Annotated in this window: 13 protein-coding genes and 1 tRNA gene; 8 read left to right on the forward strand and 6 right to left on the reverse strand. The window is 71.2% G+C overall.

What is annotated here, in order from left to right:
* Positions 1-58: 58 nt before the first annotated feature.
* The 3 genes from J4H91_RS01550 to J4H91_RS01560 all read left to right on the forward strand — a co-directional run bounded on the left by J4H91_RS01550 (position 59) and on the right by J4H91_RS01560 (position 3,936).
* Positions 59-736, forward strand: a complete 678-nt coding sequence (locus J4H91_RS01550) for a M15 family metallopeptidase (protein ID WP_208044478.1) — start codon at positions 59-61, stop codon at positions 734-736.
* Positions 737-813: 77 nt separating this feature from the next.
* Positions 814-3,483: an ATP-dependent helicase HrpB gene (gene hrpB, locus J4H91_RS01555; RefSeq protein ID WP_208044479.1), complete on the forward strand. Its 2,670-nt coding sequence runs from the start codon at positions 814-816 to the stop codon at positions 3,481-3,483.
* 21 nt (positions 3,484-3,504) lie between these two features.
* On the forward strand, positions 3,505-3,936 hold the full coding sequence (locus tag J4H91_RS01560; RefSeq protein WP_208044480.1) for an acyl-CoA thioesterase: 432 nt from the start codon (positions 3,505-3,507) through the stop codon (positions 3,934-3,936).
* Between the two features lie 224 nt (positions 3,937-4,160).
* Here J4H91_RS01560 and ilvC read toward each other — a convergent pair whose 3' ends face one another.
* The 4 genes from ilvC to ilvD all read right to left on the reverse strand — a co-directional run bounded on the left by ilvC (position 4,161) and on the right by ilvD (position 9,351).
* Positions 4,161-5,186 (reverse strand): ketol-acid reductoisomerase, encoded by a 1,026-nt coding sequence (gene ilvC, locus J4H91_RS01565; RefSeq protein WP_208044481.1) that lies wholly within the window; start codon positions 5,184-5,186, stop codon positions 4,161-4,163.
* Positions 5,187-5,265: 79 nt separating this feature from the next.
* A complete protein-coding gene (gene ilvN / locus J4H91_RS01570; protein WP_208044482.1) occupies positions 5,266-5,775 on the reverse strand; it encodes an acetolactate synthase small subunit in 510 nt (169 codons plus the stop codon).
* A 2-nt stretch (positions 5,776-5,777) separates the two neighbouring features.
* Positions 5,778-7,571 (reverse strand): acetolactate synthase large subunit, encoded by a 1,794-nt coding sequence (locus J4H91_RS01575; protein WP_208044483.1) that lies wholly within the window; start codon positions 7,569-7,571, stop codon positions 5,778-5,780.
* Between the two features lie 88 nt (positions 7,572-7,659).
* Complete coding sequence (gene ilvD / locus J4H91_RS01580; RefSeq protein ID WP_208044484.1) at positions 7,660-9,351, reverse strand: dihydroxy-acid dehydratase; 1,692 nt, start codon at positions 9,349-9,351, stop codon at positions 7,660-7,662.
* 84 nt (positions 9,352-9,435) lie between these two features.
* On the opposite strand from ilvD, the gene J4H91_RS01585 reads away from it, so the two are divergent.
* The 5 genes from J4H91_RS01585 (at position 9,436) to J4H91_RS01605 (ending at position 12,502) form a co-directional block, all read left to right on the forward strand.
* Positions 9,436-9,651 carry a hypothetical protein gene (locus J4H91_RS01585; protein ID WP_208044485.1) on the forward strand — a complete coding sequence of 72 codons (216 nt, stop codon included), beginning with the start codon at positions 9,436-9,438 and terminating at the stop codon, positions 9,649-9,651.
* Positions 9,652-9,755: 104 nt separating this feature from the next.
* A complete protein-coding gene (nhaA, locus tag J4H91_RS01590) occupies positions 9,756-11,018 on the forward strand; it encodes a Na+/H+ antiporter NhaA (RefSeq protein ID WP_208044486.1) in 1,263 nt (420 codons plus the stop codon).
* Positions 11,019-11,149: 131 nt separating this feature from the next.
* Positions 11,150-11,222 (forward strand) — tRNA-Lys (locus J4H91_RS01595).
* Between the two features lie 63 nt (positions 11,223-11,285).
* Positions 11,286-12,101 carry an inositol monophosphatase family protein gene (locus J4H91_RS01600; RefSeq protein WP_208044487.1) on the forward strand — a complete coding sequence of 272 codons (816 nt, stop codon included), beginning with the start codon at positions 11,286-11,288 and terminating at the stop codon, positions 12,099-12,101.
* Entirely contained in the window at positions 12,098-12,502 is a 405-nt protein-coding gene (locus tag J4H91_RS01605) for a DUF3054 domain-containing protein (protein WP_208044488.1), read from the forward strand. The genes J4H91_RS01600 and J4H91_RS01605 overlap by 4 nt, the downstream gene beginning before the upstream one ends.
* 22 nt (positions 12,503-12,524) lie before the next feature.
* Here the strand turns inward: J4H91_RS01605 and J4H91_RS01610 are convergent, their stop codons facing one another.
* Positions 12,525-13,304: a pyrimidine reductase family protein gene (locus tag J4H91_RS01610; protein WP_208044489.1), complete on the reverse strand. Its 780-nt coding sequence runs from the start codon at positions 13,302-13,304 to the stop codon at positions 12,525-12,527.
* Complete coding sequence (gene folP / locus J4H91_RS01615) at positions 13,301-14,122, reverse strand: dihydropteroate synthase (RefSeq protein ID WP_208044586.1); 822 nt, start codon at positions 14,120-14,122, stop codon at positions 13,301-13,303. Before folP ends, J4H91_RS01610 begins: the two co-directional genes overlap by 4 nt.
* Positions 14,123-14,143: the final 21 nt, after the last annotated feature.

Genomic DNA, 14,143 nt, shown 5'->3' on the forward strand with positions numbered 1-14,143 from the left:
GTGCGCGTATCGAGAATCGCATACGGCGCCGCAACCGGGCCCGCGCTTCACTGGACCCATGACCGACATGATCCCCGTTCCTCCCCGGGCGACGACGGCCCTCATCGTCGCGGCGATCGGCCTGGCCGGAGCCGTCGCGCTCGCGGCGTTCGCCGTGCTCGCCGCCGCGGATCCCTCGCCCGCGACCGCGGCCCCCGAGGGCGCCCGGCACGACGCGGCGCGCACCGCGGAGACGGGGGCACCGGCCGCACCGGCCGCTGCAGCCGCTCCGGACGCGAGCACCGAGCCCGGACCCGCCGACGGCACGCTGCCCGACGGCTCGACGGTCGACACCGAACTGCCGGGCATCACGGGGCTGCGGCCCGAGCTGCTCGCGGCGCTGCGGGCGGCCTCGGCCGATGCGTCGGCGGAGGGCGTCGCGCTCGGGGTGACGAGCGGTTGGCGCTCCACGGCCTACCAGGAGCGGCTGCTGCAGGACGCGATCGGACAGTACGGCTCGGCCGAGGAGGCCGCCCGCTGGGTCGCGGAGCCGAGCGCATCGGCGCACGTCTCCGGCGACGCCGTCGACATCGGCCCGGCAGAGGCCGCCGCCTGGCTCTCCGAGCGCGGGGCCTCATACGGCCTGTGCCAGATCTACGCGAACGAGGCCTGGCACTTCGAGCTGCGGCCCGGGGCCGAGACCTCCGGTTGCCCCGGCATGTACGCCGACGCCTCGCAGGATCCGGGGATGCGCTGAACCGTCCTCCGTGCTGACGGCGAGGGATGCGGGTTCGGGCGCGACTCGGGGGCGGGCCGCGCTCCTAGGATGAACTGGTGACCTCGCACCGCTTCGACCTAGACGCGATCGGCGCCGGCCTGCCGGTTGCGGCTACCCGTGCCGAGCTCGAGCGCGCGGCGACGACCGGCGCCGCGGTCGTCACCGCCCCGCCGGGCACGGGCAAGACGACGTTCGTGCCGCCGCTCGTCGCGAACCTCGTCGCGGCACGGGGCGGCGGCACGACGCTGCTCACCCAGCCGCGTCGCGTCGCGGTGCGCGCAGCGGCCTCGCGCATCGCGAGCCTCGACGGCGGTGCGGTGGGCGACATCGTCGGCTTCACGGTGCGCGGAGAGCGGAAGGTCGGGCCGGGCACCCGCATCGAGGCGCTCACCCCCGGCGTGCTGCTGCGCCGGCTCATCGCCGATCCCGGCCTCGACGGCGTCGGCGCAGTGATCCTCGACGAGGTGCACGAGCGCTCTGTCGAGGGCGATCTGCTGCTCGGCATGGTCGCCGAGGTGCGTGCGCTGCGCGACGACCTGCTGGTGGTCGCGATGTCTGCGACGCTCGATGCCGAGCGCATCGCCGAGATCCTGGGCGAGGGATCCTCCCCTGCCCCCGTGGTCGACGTCCCGTCGCCGCTGCACCCGCTGCGGGTCGACTACCGCCCGTTCGACGGGGCGCGGCTCACGGAGCGCGGGGTCTCGCGCGACTACCTCGCCCACCTCGCGGCGACCGCCGCGAAGGAGCAGGCCGCGGCGGCGGCGCACGACCCGGACGCCTGCGACGCGCTCGTCTTCGTGCCGGGCGCCCGCGAAGTCGATGAGGTGGTCCGACTGCTCCGAACCGAGACGGCGCGGGAGGCCGCCTGCACCGACGGCGAGCACCGACGCGTCGAAGTGCCTATCCTGAGCGAGCGTCAGCGAGTCGAAGTGCTCCCCCTCCACGGACGCATCCCGGCCCGCGAGCAGGACCGTGCGGTGCGGGGCCGCGCGCCCGGTGATCCGCCGCGCATCGTCGTGAGCACGTCGCTCGCGGAGAGCTCGCTCACGGTGCCCGGCGTGCGGCTGGTGATCGACTCGGGCCTCGCGCGCGAGGTGCGGCGCGACCGCGCGCGCGACATGACGGGGCTCGTCACCGTGAGCGCATCGCGGGCGAGCGCGGAGCAGCGCGCCGGCCGTGCGGCCCGACAGGGGCCGGGCCGCGCGGTGCGCGTCTACTCCGAGACCGACTTCGCGCGCATGCCCGCCGCGGCCGCCCCGGAGATCGCCTCGGCCGACCTGGTCGACACAGCGCTGCTGCTCGCCGCGTGGGGCACGCCGGGCGGCGAGGGGCTCGCGTTGCCGACCCCTCCCCCGCCGCAGGCGATGGCGCGGGCGCAGGCCGTGCTGCACACGCTCGGGCTCACCGACGCCGCGGGGCGCGTCACCTCCGACGGAGCCGAGGTCGCGCGCATGCCGGTCGGTGTGCGCGAGGCCCGCGCGCTGCTCGAGGGCGTCAGGGAGCTGAGGGATCCGACCAGCGTCTCCGAGGTCGTCGCCGCCGTGTCGGACGACCACCGCGAACCGGGCGCCGACCTCCCGCGCTTGCTGCGTGAGCTGCGCTCGGGGCGCGCACCGGGTGCCGAGCGGTGGCGGAGAGAAGCGCGACGGCTCGCCCGCCTGGTGCCGCCCCCGACCGCATCGGACCCCGAGGCGGAGGGCCCGGGTCTCGCCGACGCGTCGGGCGCGGTGCTCGCGCTCGCCAGGCCCGAGTGGATCGCCAGACGAACGGGCGAGGGATCGCGCAGCTACCTCTTCGCGAGCGGCACCCGTGCCGCCCTGCCGGAGCGCAGCGGCCTGATCGGCGTCGAGTGGTTGTCGGTGCGCGAGGTGCAGCGCGCCGACGGTCGCGCAGCCGACGGCACCGGCGCCGTCATCCGGCTCGCCGCGCCACTGCCGGAGGAGGATGCGCTGCGCTTCGGCGACGCCCTGACGACGCACGAGCGCGTCGCGCGCATCGTGGATGGCCGCGTGCGGGTGCGCGAGGAACGCCGACTGGGCGCGATCCCTCTCGCTTCCGCCCCCGCGTCTCCCACCCGCGACGACACCGGCCCCGCACTCGCGGCCCACCTGCGCGAGACCGGCCTCGCCGCGCTCGACTGGCGCGAGGAGGCGATCCGGCTGCGCGCCCGACTCGCTCTGCTGAGGCGCGAGCTCGGCGATCCCTGGCCCGCCGTCGACGACGACGCGCTGCTCGACGGGCTCGAGCGCTGGCTCGGCCCCGACCTCGACCGGATGCGCCCCGACGCCTCCCTCGGAGGCATCGACGTCGCCGCGGCCCTCGCCAGGCTGCTCCCCTGGCCCGAGGCCACCCGCCTCCTCGAGCTCGCGCCCGAGCGGCTCGCCGTGCCCTCCGGCTCGCACATCCGCATCGACTATCCGCGCCCGGGCGACGACGACGCGCTGCCCGTAGTGGCCGTCAAACTCCAGGAGGCGTTCGGCCTCGCCGACACGCCGCGGCTCGTCGACGGTCGCGTGCCGGTGCTCTTCCACCTGCTCTCACCGGCCCGCAGACCTCTCGCCGTCACCGCCGACCTGTCCTCGTTCTGGAACGGCCCCTACCGCGAGGTGCGCAAGGAGATGCGCGGGCGCTACCCGAAGCACCCCTGGCCCGAGAACCCCTGGACCGCGCAGGCGACCGCGCGCACGACGCGGGCCTCCCGAGCGGCCGGAACCGAATCGAAATAGAGAGTCGATAAGCTGCGGCGTATGGGAAACGCACGCCAGAACGACTCGATCAACTTCTACACCCGCAAGTGGGTCAAGCCCGAGGATCTGAACGCGAACGGCACCCTCTTCGGCGGCAGCCTGCTCCGATGGATCGACGAGGAGGCCGCGATCTACGCGATCATCCAGCTCGGCAACCATCGCGTCGTCACCAAGTTCATCTCGGAGATCAACTTCGAGGCGTCGGCCAGGCAGGGCGACCTGCTCGAGATGGGCCTCGTCGCCACGCACTTCGGCACCACGTCGATCACGATGCGCGCGCAGGTGCGCAACATGATCACGCGCAAGACGATCCTCAGCATCGAACGCCTCGTCTTCGTGAACATCGGTGAGGACGGCGAACCCGCTCCCCACGGCTACTCCACCATCACCTTCGACAGGGATCGCATGCCCACAACGCAGCCCGCCGGTTGAGCGAGGAGCCCGCGACGAGTCCCGCTGGTTGAGCGAGGAGCTTGCGACGAGTCGAAACCGTCGGCTCGGCACGCTCGGCCCGGGTTTCGACTCGCTCCGCTCGCCGGGCCAGCGGGCCCTCGCTCCGCTCGCGGGGCCAGCGGATACGCGAAGGAGGGACCCGGGCGGACCCGGATCCCTCCTCGCTCAGCCGATCGGCGAACGCCGACCGACAGTCGCCGATATCAGCGCGCGGCGCTGCCGTCGACGTAGTCCTCGTCCTGCTGCTGCCACGCGAACAGCTTGCGGAGCTCGAGGCCGGTCTTCTCGATCGGGTGCGACTCCTCCTTCTCGCGCAGCGAGGTGAACTCGGGGGCGCCCGCATCCTGGTCGGCGATGAAGCGCTCGGCGAAGGCACCGGTCTGGATGTCCTTCAGCACGGCCTGCATGGCCTCCTTGACCTGCGGGGTGATGACGCGCGGGCCCGACACGTAGTCGCCGTACTCGGCGGTGTCCGAGATCGACCAGCGCTGCTTGGCGATGCCGCCCTCCCACATGAGGTCGACGATGAGCTTGAGCTCGTGCAGCACCTCGAAGTAGGCGATCTCGGGCTGGTAGCCCGCCTCGGTGAGCACCTCGAAGCCGGCCTGCACGAGGTGGCTCATGCCGCCGCAGAGCACGGCCTGCTCGCCGAAGAGGTCGGTCTCGGTCTCCTCGGTGAAGGTGGTCTTGATGACGCCGGCGCGGGTGCCGCCGATCGCCTTGGCGTACGACTTCGCGGTCTCCCACGCGGTGCCCGACGCGTCGACCTCGACGGCGATGATGTCGGGGATGCCACGGCCGGCCTCGAACTCGCGGCGCACGGTGTGACCGGGGGCCTTGGGGGCGACGAGGATCACGTCGACGCCCTCGGGTGCCTCGATGTAGCCGAATCGGATGTTGAAGCCGTGCGCGAAGGCGAGGGTCTTGCCCGGCGTCAGCTTGTCCTTGATCGAGTCGGCGAAGATCGAGCGCTGGTGCTGATCGGGCGCGAGGATCATGATGAGGTCGGCCCACTCGGCCGCGTCGGCCACGTTCTTGACCTCGAAGCCGGCCTCCTGGGCCTTCTGCGTCGACTTCGAACCCTCCTTGAGGGCGATGACGACCTCGACACCCGAGTCGCGCAGGTTCATGGCGTGCGCGTGTCCCTGGGAGCCGTAGCCGACGACGGCCACCTTCTTCCCCTGGATGATCGAGAGGTCGGCGTCGGCGTCGTAGTACATCTCTGCCACTTGGGATTCTCCTTTGTTGTGAGGTTGCTGCTGCGCTCGAGGCGCGTGGTTCGGGTTGGTGTGCGTGGGCGAGGGATCCCTATCCCTTGAAGACCCGCTCGCTGATCGACTTCGCACCGCGACCGAGGGCGATCAGGCCCGACTGGGCGATCTCCTTGATGCCGTACTGCTCGAGCACCTTCAGGAAGGCGTCGATCTTGCCGGTGTCGCCCGTCACCTCGATGGTGAGGGCGTCGGGCACCACGTCGACCACGCGGGCGCGGAACAGCGACACCGCCTCGAGCACGTGGGAACGGGTCTGGTTGTCGGCGCGCACCTTGATGAGCACGTGCTCGCGCTGCACGGAGCTGGCGCTATCGAGCTCGACGATCTTGATGACGTTGACGAGCTTGTTGAGCTGCTTGGTGACCTGCTCGAGCAGCACCTCGTCCTCGTCGACCACCACGGTGATGCGCGAGAGGCCGCGCATCTCGGTGGGGCCCACTGCGAGCGACTCGATGTTGAAGCCGCGGCGGGCGAAGAGCCCCGCGACACGGGTCAGCAGGCCCGGCTTGTCCTCTACGAGGAGGCTGAGTACGTGACGGCTCATGCTTACTCTCCCTCCCACTCGGGGCTGTGATCGAGTGCGTACTGAATATCGCTGTTGGACGTGCCCTGGCGCACCATCGGCCACACCATGGCGTCGGCGCTCACGACGAAGTCGATGACCACGGGGCGGTCGTTGGTCTCGAGCGCGAGCTTGATCGCGTCGTCGACCTGGTCCTCCCGCTCGACGCGGATCGCGAGGCAGCCGTAGGCGTCACCGAGCTTCACGAAGTCGGGCACGCGCTGCGAGCCGTGGCCCGTGTTGAGCTCGGTGTTCGAGTAGCGGCCCTCGTAGATGAGGGTCTGCCACTGGCGCACCATGCCGAGCGACGAGTTGTTGATGACCGCGACCTTGATGGGGATGTTGTTCACCACGCAGGTGGCGAGCTCCTGGTTCGTCATCTGGAAGCAGCCGTCGCCGTCGATCGCCCACACGACACGGTCGGGCTGGGCGACCTTCGCGCCCATGGCGGCGGGAACCGAGTAGCCCATCGTGCCCGCGCCGCCGGAGTTGAGCCAGGCGTTCGGGCGCTCGTAGTTGATGAACTGGGCGGCCCACATCTGGTGCTGGCCGACACCGGCGGCGTACACGGCCTCGGGCCCGCTGAGCTCGCCGATGCGCTGGATCACGTGCTGCGGGGAGAGCAGGCCGTCGCTCGTCGGCTGGTAGCCGAGCGGGTACTTGCGCTGCAACTCGCGGAGGCGGGCCCACCAGTCGCCGAGGTCGGCGAACTCTCGACTGAGCTTCGCCGTCGAGACGGCGGCGATCAGGTCTGCGATCACCTCGGCCGCGTCGCCTACGATGGGCACGTCGGCCGAGCGGATCTTGCCGATCTCGGCGGGGTCGATGTCGGCGTGAATCACCTTGGCGTCGGGCGCGAAGAGTGCGGCCTTGCCGGTCACGCGGTCGTCGAAGCGGGCACCGAGGGTGATGAGCAGGTCGGACTCCTGCAGCGCGAGCACCGCGGGCACGGTGCCGTGCATACCGGGCATGCCGAGGTGCTGCGGGTGCGAGTCGGGGAACACGCCGCGCGCCATGAGGGTCGTCACGACCGGGGCGCCCACGAGCTCGGCGAGCTGCAGCAGTTCCTCGGAGGCGCCGGCGCGGCCGACTCCGCCGCCGACGTAGAACACCGGCCGCTCGGATTCGGCGATCAGCTCGGCCGCGGCCTGGATCTGCTTGCTGTTCGCCTTGGTGATGGGACGGTAGCCCGCGAGCTCGACGCGGGGATCCCACACGAAGTCGACGAGGCCCTCCTGCGCGTCCTTCGTGATGTCGACGAGCACCGGACCGGGACGGCCGGTCGATGCGAGGTGGTAGGCCGCAGCGATGGCGCCGGGCACGTCCTCGGGGCGCTTCACGAGGAAGGAGTGCTTGGTGATCGGCATGGTGACGCCGACGATGTCGGCCTCCTGGAACGCGTCGCTGCCCATCAGGTGCGAGAACACCTGGCCGGTGATCGCGAGCAGCGGCACCGAATCCATGTAGGCGTCGGCGATCGCGGTGACGAGGTTCGTCGCGCCGGGGCCCGAGGTGGCGATGCAGACGCCGACCTTGCCGCTCGCGGCGGCGTAGCCCTCTGCGGCGTGGCCGCCGCCCTGCTCGTGCCTGACGAGGATGTGACGCAGATGCTCGTCGCCCATGAGGGTGTCGTAGAGCGGCAGCACCGCTCCGCCCGGCAGACCGAACACGTCGGTGACGCCGAGCGCCTCGAGGCTGCGGACGACGGCCTGGGCACCCGTCATGCGCTCGCCTTGCGGGGCGTTCTTCGGGGGAATTGCACTCGATTCCGAGGTCATTGCTTGCTTTCTATGGCTCGATGGTGATCGCGGTTCACGCGTGAATGCGCGGGGCAGGGGTCTGTCCCGCGCGTGTCGGAGGCGGAGGTCAGCCGGTGACGGCGCCCTCGGAGGCGGAGCGGACGAGCTTCGCGTACTTGGCGAGGACACCGCGCGTGTACCGCGGGGGAAGCGGGGCCCAGCTTTCTCGTCGGGCCTCAAGCTCAGCGGGTTCTACCAGCAGGTCGAGCGTCTGTGCGGCGATATCGACCCGAATCAGGTCGCCGTCGCGCACCAGGGCGATCGGACCGCCGTCCGTCGCCTCGGGTGCAATATGGCCGATGCACAGGCCGGTTGTGCCGCCCGAGAATCGTCCGTCCGTCAATAGTAGTACATCTTTTCCGAGGCCCGCGCCCTTGATGGCCGCGGTGATCGCGAGCATCTCCCGCATGCCGGGGCCGCCCTTCGGGCCCTCGTAGCGGATCACGACGATGTCGCCCTTCGCGATGCGCCCCTCCTCGAGGGCGTCCATCGCGGCGCGCTCGCGCTCGAACACGCGCGCCGGCCCCTCGAAGGTCTCGGCGTCGAAACCCGCGGTCTTCACGACCGCTCCCTCGGGGGCGAGGGATCCCGACAGGATCGTCAGGCCGCCGTTGCGGTGCAGCGGGTCGTCGAGCGTGCGGATCACCTTGCCGTCGAGTGCGGTGTCGACGTCGGCCAGGTTCTCGGCGACCGTCTTGCCGGTCACGGTCAGCGCGTCGCCGTGCAGCAGCCCGGCGTCGAGCAGCGCCTTCATGATGACGGGCATGCCGCCGACGCGGTCGAAGTCTTCTGCGACGTACCGGCCGAACGGCTTCATGTCGGCCAGGTGCGGCGTGCGGGCGCCGATGCGTGTGAAGTCCTCGAGCGTCAGTTCGACGTCGGCCTCCCTCGCGATGGCGAGGAGGTGCAGCACCGCGTTGGTGGAGCCGCCGAGCACCATGGCGACGGTGATGGCGTTCTCGAATGCCTGCTTGGTGAGGATGTCGCGGGCGGTGATCCCCCGCCTGAGCAGTTCGACGACTGCCTCGCCGGAGCGGTGGGCGTAGTAGTCGCGACGGCGGTCGGCGCTCGGCGGAGCCGCGGAGCCGGGGAGGCTCATGCCGAGGGCCTCGGCGACGCACGCCATCGTGTTGGCCGTGTACATGCCTCCGCATGCGCCCTCGCCCGGGGCGATCGCGCACTCGACGCGCTTCAGGTCCTCTTCGCTGAGGGTCCCGGCGACGCAGGCGCCCACCGCTTCGAAGGCGTCGATGATCGTGACCTGCTTCTCGGTGCCGTCGGAGAGCTTCACCCAGCCGGGCGCGATCGAACCCGCGTAGAGGAACACGGACGCGAGGTCGAGGCGGGCCGCGGCCATCAGCATGCCGGGCAGCGACTTGTCGCAGCCCGCGAGGAGCACGGTGCCGTCGAGGCGCTCCGCCATCACCACGGTCTCGACGGAGTCGGTGATCACCTCACGCGAGACGAGCGAGAAGTGCATGCCCTCGTGCCCCATCGAGATGCCGTCGGACACCGAGATGGTGCCGAACTGCATCGGGTACCCGCCGCCCGCGTGAACGCCCATCTTGGCGCCCTGGGCGAGTCTGTCGAGGCTCAGATTGCAGGGGGTGATCTCGTTCCAGGAACTGGCGATGCCGATCTGGGGCTTCTCCCAATCCTCGTCGCCCATGCCGACCGCGCGGAGCATGCCGCGAGCGGCGGCCTTTTCGATGCCGTCGGTGACGTCACGGCTCCGCGGCTTGATGTCGATCTCTGCCATGCGGTCCAGTCTATGCCCTCGCCCGCGCGCAGCGGCGGATACTAGGCTGGGTCGCACGGCTAGAGCAAGAACGAAGGAGGAAGCGTGTCGATCGGCAAGTACGTCACCAACCCCGGAGTGATCGGCTCCGCACTCGGCGCCCTGAGCACGGCGCGCCGTACGCAGTCCATGCGCAAGGATTGGCGTCGACTGCTCGTGTGGGGGGTCTGGCTCGCGGGCCTCGCACTCTCCGTCGCCACGGTCGCGATGCAGGAGCAGGACGACGAGTTCGAGGAGCGGCGCAAGCTCGAGAAGAAATAGAGACGAGGGATCGCGCTACGGCCCCGGAGGCGTATACTCGCTAGCGGTGTGTCGGGAAGTCTGGTCGACGAAGCCATCAGCCGCGCCCGTCGAAGGGGACTCCCATGAACGCCGTCGATCCCTCACCCATGCACGAGCCGGGAGCCCCGAGCACCCGCACCCGCACCATCCGCGTGCTGTCCCTCGTCAACAAGCGCGAGAGCGCCCGCGTCGCCCGCCTGCTGCGCGCCGAGCTCATCGGCGGCGTCATCATCATGGTGGCGGCCCTCATCGGCTTCATCGCCGCGAACTCCCCCGCGTCCGAGTGGTACTTCTCGCTGCGCGACCTGCGCTTCGGCCCCGAGGCGCTGCACCTGAATCTGTCGGTCGGTCACTGGGCCTCCGACGGCCTCCTCGCCATCTTCTTCTTCATGACGGGACTCGAGCTGAAGCGCGAGTTCGTCGAGGGCGCGCTCAGCAGGTTCTCGACCGCGGTCGTGCCGGTCGCAGCGGCGTTCGGAGGCGTCGCGGTGCCCGCGCTCATCTACGTCGCATTCAACGCCGGCGGGCCGTGGATGCACGGCTGGGCGATCCCCACCGCCACCGATATCGCCTTCGCCGTCACGGTGCTCGGCCTCATCGCGCCAGGGGTGCCTCCCGCCCTGCGCATGTTCCTGCTCACCCTCGCGGTCGTCGACGATCTCATCGCGATCGCCATCATCGCCGTGTTCTACACGGGCGGCGTCGAACTGCTGCCCCTGCTGCTGTCGCTGATCCCGATGGCGGCCTACGCCGTCGTCGCGCGCCGTTTCCCGCAGCAGCTCGCGAAGACCGTGTGGGGCCCGTGGCTCGTGCTGCTGCCGCTCGGCGTCATCGCCTGGGCCCTGTTCCACGCCTCGGGCATCCACGCGACGATCGCCGGCGTGATCCTCGCCTTCCTGGTCCCGGTGCGCGGCAAGGGCGTCGCCCTCGCGGAAACGCTCGAGCACCGTTTCCGGCCGCTCTCGACCGGCATCGCGGTGCCCGTCTTCGCCTTCTTCGCGGCAGGCGTGGCGATCGGCGGCGAGTCGAGCTTCCCGCTCAGCCCGATCGCGCTCGGCATCATGTTCGGCCTCGTGCTCGGCAAGCCCATCGGCATCACCCTCACCACCTGGCTCGTGACGAAGTTCACCCGCGCCGAGCTCGACCCGGCCGTGCGCTGGCGCGAACTGATCGGCGTCGCCGCGCTCGCGGGCGTGGGTTTCACGGTGGCGCTGCTCGTAGCCGAGCTCAGCTTCGCCGACGAGGCCGACGCCGATACGGCCCGCCTCGCGGTGATGGTCGGATCCCTCGTCGCCGTCGGCGTCGCGGCCGCCCTGCTGGTGCGGCCTCGCAAGAAGCGGGGCTGAGTCGGGGAGGGGCCGGGGCGCTGGCCAGTCGCGGCGGCCGACGGCCCCGCGACTCGCCCGGCGATCCCTCGCCGATTTGAACAGCCGCGTCCGATCGTGCTAACTTATATCCGTTGCTCAGCGAGCAGCACGCGCCTTTAGCTCAGTTGGTAGAGCAGCTGACTCTTAATCAGCGGGTCCACGGTTCGAGCCCGTGAGGGCGCACGATAGGCCCGGGATCATCGAGATCTCGGGCCTTTTCTGTTGCAGCCGACGATTGGAGTGCCGATGTCCGAGCAGCCTCCCGCCCCCTCCGCCGACCTCGCGTTCGCGCTCGAGCTGGCGGATCTCGCGGATTCGATCTCGCTCCCCCGCTTCCGCGCGGCCGACCTCGCCGTGGCGACGAAACCCGACCGCACCTTCGTCACCGACGCCGACACGGCCGTCGAGCGGGCTCTGCGCGCGCGCATCGAGGCCGAGCGCCCGGGCGACGGCTTCTTCGGCGAGGAGTCGGGCCGCGCCGAGAGGGGCGACCGCCGCTGGATCATCGATCCGATCGACGGCACCTCCAATTTCCTGCGCGGCGTGCCCAACTGGGCGACGCTCATCGCGCTCGAGGTCGCGGGCGAGCAGCGGGTCGGCGTCGTGTCGGCCCCGGCGTTCGGCGCCCGCTGGTGGGCGGAGACCGGCTCGGGGTCGTGGGCCGTCGACGCGGGTCAGGCGCCCCGCAGGCTCCGTGTCTCCGGCATCTCCGAGCTCGAGCACGCGTCGCTGAGCTTCCAGAGCATCGCGCAGTGGCGCGACGCGGGCTATCTCGCCCCGCTGCTGGCGCTCGGCGAGCGCGTGTGGCGCGACCGAGCCTACGGCGACATGTGGTCGTACATGCTGCTCGCCGAGGGCCTCGTCGACATCGTCGCAGAGTTCGACGTGAAGCCCTACGACCTCGCCGCGCTCGTGCCGATCGTGCGCGAGGCCGGCGGCCGCTTCACCGATATCGAGGGATCCGAGAGCGCTTGGAACGGCAGCTCGCTCGCCACGAACGGCGCCCTGCACGAGGCGGTCGTCGCGGTCGTGGAGGCGGCTCGCGAGGAGGAGGCGCGATGAGCGCGTCGTCGGTCTCCGTGGCTCCCAGGGGCGCTCGGGTGCGCACCGCGGTGCTCGCGCTGCTCGGCGACGCGGCGCTCGTGCTGCTCTTCGCCGGCCTCGGCCGCAGCAGCCACGCGCGCGACGCGACGGTGCTCGGGCTGCTCGAGACGGCGTGGCCGTTCCTCGCCGGCCTCGCGATCACCTGGATCTCCGCGCGCATCTCCCGTCGCCCGCTCGCGATCGTGAAGTCGGGCATCCCGGTGTGGCTCGGCTCCGTCGCGATCGGCATGATCCTCCGGGCGCTCGCGGGGCAGGGTACGGCGCTCGCATTCGTCATCGTGGCGACGGTGACGCTGGGGGTCTTCCTGCTCGGATGGCGGGCGCTCGTCGCGCTCTTCGGCCGCCTGCGCCGCAGCTGATCGGTCGCCTGCGCCGAGCGCGTCAGTGCCCCGGAACCTCCGCGCCGCGACCGTCCTCGCGATCCCTCACGTATCTGAGCAGGAGCTCGTCCGAGGCCCGTAGCACGGCAGCAAGTCGCATGCGCTGGGGCGCCGCCTCGGGACCCGTTGCGATGCGGCGCGCGTCGCCCGACTCGAGCGACGGCGCCACGGTGAGGCAGAGCTCGTCGACGACGTCCGCCGCGATGAACGATCCGAAGAGGCTCGGGCCTCCCTCGCTGTGCACGTGCGTGTGCCCGCGGGCCGCGAGGTCGTCGAGCACGCGAGCCGGCTCGACGTCGCGCTCGCCCGCATCGACGACATCGGCGACGGCGGCGAGCGCGGCCCGGCGCTCGGCGGGGGCCGCCGCGACGGTGTAGACGACGGGGCGCACCGGCGCGTCGGAGAACACGTCGGACTCCGGGTCGAGGTCGAGGCTGCGGGTGACTATCGCGAAGGCGGGCTGGGATGCCAGGCCGTGTGCGGCGCGCCAGGCCGCCGCTTCCTCGTCGAGGCGCATGGCGTCGTACCCCTCGATGCGCACGGTTCCCGCGGCTACCAGCACCGCGTGGGCGTGACGGCGCAGCAACTCGAAGACCCTGCGGTCGGCCGCGTCGCCGAGACCGCCCGACTTCCCCTCGCGCGTGGCGGCGCCGTCGATGCTCGTCACGAAGTTCATGCGGAGCCAGCGGCGCTCGGTCGGAACCGCGTAGTGCGCGAGCAGCCGCTCGTCGTCCAGGTCCTGCTCCGGCTCGGGCCAGAGACGATCGATGCGCGCGCTCATACGTTCCTCGTGGGGTGCATGTTGTGCTCCATCCGGGTCGGGGTGCGCAGTCCGAGCACCGCCTCGGTCATCCGTGCTGCGTCGACCGCGGCGGCCACGTCGTGCATGCGTACGATTCGCGCACCGCGCTCGATGCAACTGGTCATCGCGGCAAGGGATCCCGCGAGGCGCCGCCCCTGCTCGCGGTCCGTCGACTCGCCGATGAAGTCCTTGTTCGAAACGGCGACGAGGAGCGGCAGCCCGATCGCGGCGATCTCGCCGAGACGGCGCGTGAGTTCGAGCGAGTGCATCGTGTTCTTGTCGAGGTCGTGCCCAGGGTCGATGATGATGCGTTCGCGGTCGACTCCGGCGGAGACAGCGCGCTCGATCCGGTCCTCGAGGAATCGGCGCACCTCGTCGACGACGTCGTCGAAGCGCGCGGGCGGCTTCTCCTCCCGCGGCGGGCCGACGCTGTGCGTGATGACGACGTGCGCTCCGGACCCGGCGACCACCTCGGCCATCTCGGGATCCCCGAGACCGCTGGTGTCGTTGATGACGGCCGCGCCGGCCGTCACCGCTGCCGCCGCGACGGCGGCCCTGTTCGTGTCGACCGAAACGACGACATCGCTGACCTCGGCGATCGCCGCGATCACCGGAACGACGCGGTCGATCTCCTCTGCGGTGGAGACGGCGGGTCCGCGCCCGAACGGCACTCCGCCGATGTCGACCCAGTCTGCGCCCAGACTCGCGGCCCCGACCGCCGCCTCCACCGCACGGTCGAGGGCGAAGGTGCGGCCCCGGTCGTAGAACGAATCCGGCGTCCGATTCACCACGGCCATCACGGCGACCCGGCGTGCGAA

The sequence above is a fragment of the Leucobacter ruminantium genome, from assembly GCF_017565705.1.
Taxonomy (GTDB): domain Bacteria; phylum Actinomycetota; class Actinomycetes; order Actinomycetales; family Microbacteriaceae; genus Leucobacter; species Leucobacter ruminantium.

What these genes read in the sequence shown, in the direction of transcription:
- J4H91_RS01560 (WP_208044480.1), top strand. Translation starts at nt 3,505, where the DNA reads ATGGGAAACGCACGCCAGAACGACTCGATCAACTTCTACACCCGCAAG.
- J4H91_RS01610 (WP_208044489.1), bottom strand. Translation starts at nt 13,304, where the DNA reads ATGAGCGCGCGCATCGATCGTCTCTGGCCCGAGCCGGAGCAGGACCTG.
- J4H91_RS01605 (WP_208044488.1), top strand. Translation starts at nt 12,098, where the DNA reads ATGAGCGCGTCGTCGGTCTCCGTGGCTCCCAGGGGCGCTCGGGTGCGC.
- nhaA (WP_208044486.1), top strand. Translation starts at nt 9,756, where the DNA reads ATGAACGCCGTCGATCCCTCACCCATGCACGAGCCGGGAGCCCCGAGC.
- ilvD (WP_208044484.1), bottom strand. Translation starts at nt 9,351, where the DNA reads ATGGCAGAGATCGACATCAAGCCGCGGAGCCGTGACGTCACCGACGGC.
- J4H91_RS01575 (WP_208044483.1), bottom strand. Translation starts at nt 7,571, where the DNA reads ATGACCTCGGAATCGAGTGCAATTCCCCCGAAGAACGCCCCGCAAGGC.
- ilvN (WP_208044482.1), bottom strand. Translation starts at nt 5,775, where the DNA reads ATGAGCCGTCACGTACTCAGCCTCCTCGTAGAGGACAAGCCGGGCCTG.
- J4H91_RS01600 (WP_208044487.1), top strand. Translation starts at nt 11,286, where the DNA reads ATGTCCGAGCAGCCTCCCGCCCCCTCCGCCGACCTCGCGTTCGCGCTC.
- folP (WP_208044586.1), bottom strand. Translation starts at nt 14,122, where the DNA reads ATGGCCGTGGTGAATCGGACGCCGGATTCGTTCTACGACCGGGGCCGC.
- J4H91_RS01550 (WP_208044478.1), top strand. Translation starts at nt 59, where the DNA reads ATGACCGACATGATCCCCGTTCCTCCCCGGGCGACGACGGCCCTCATC.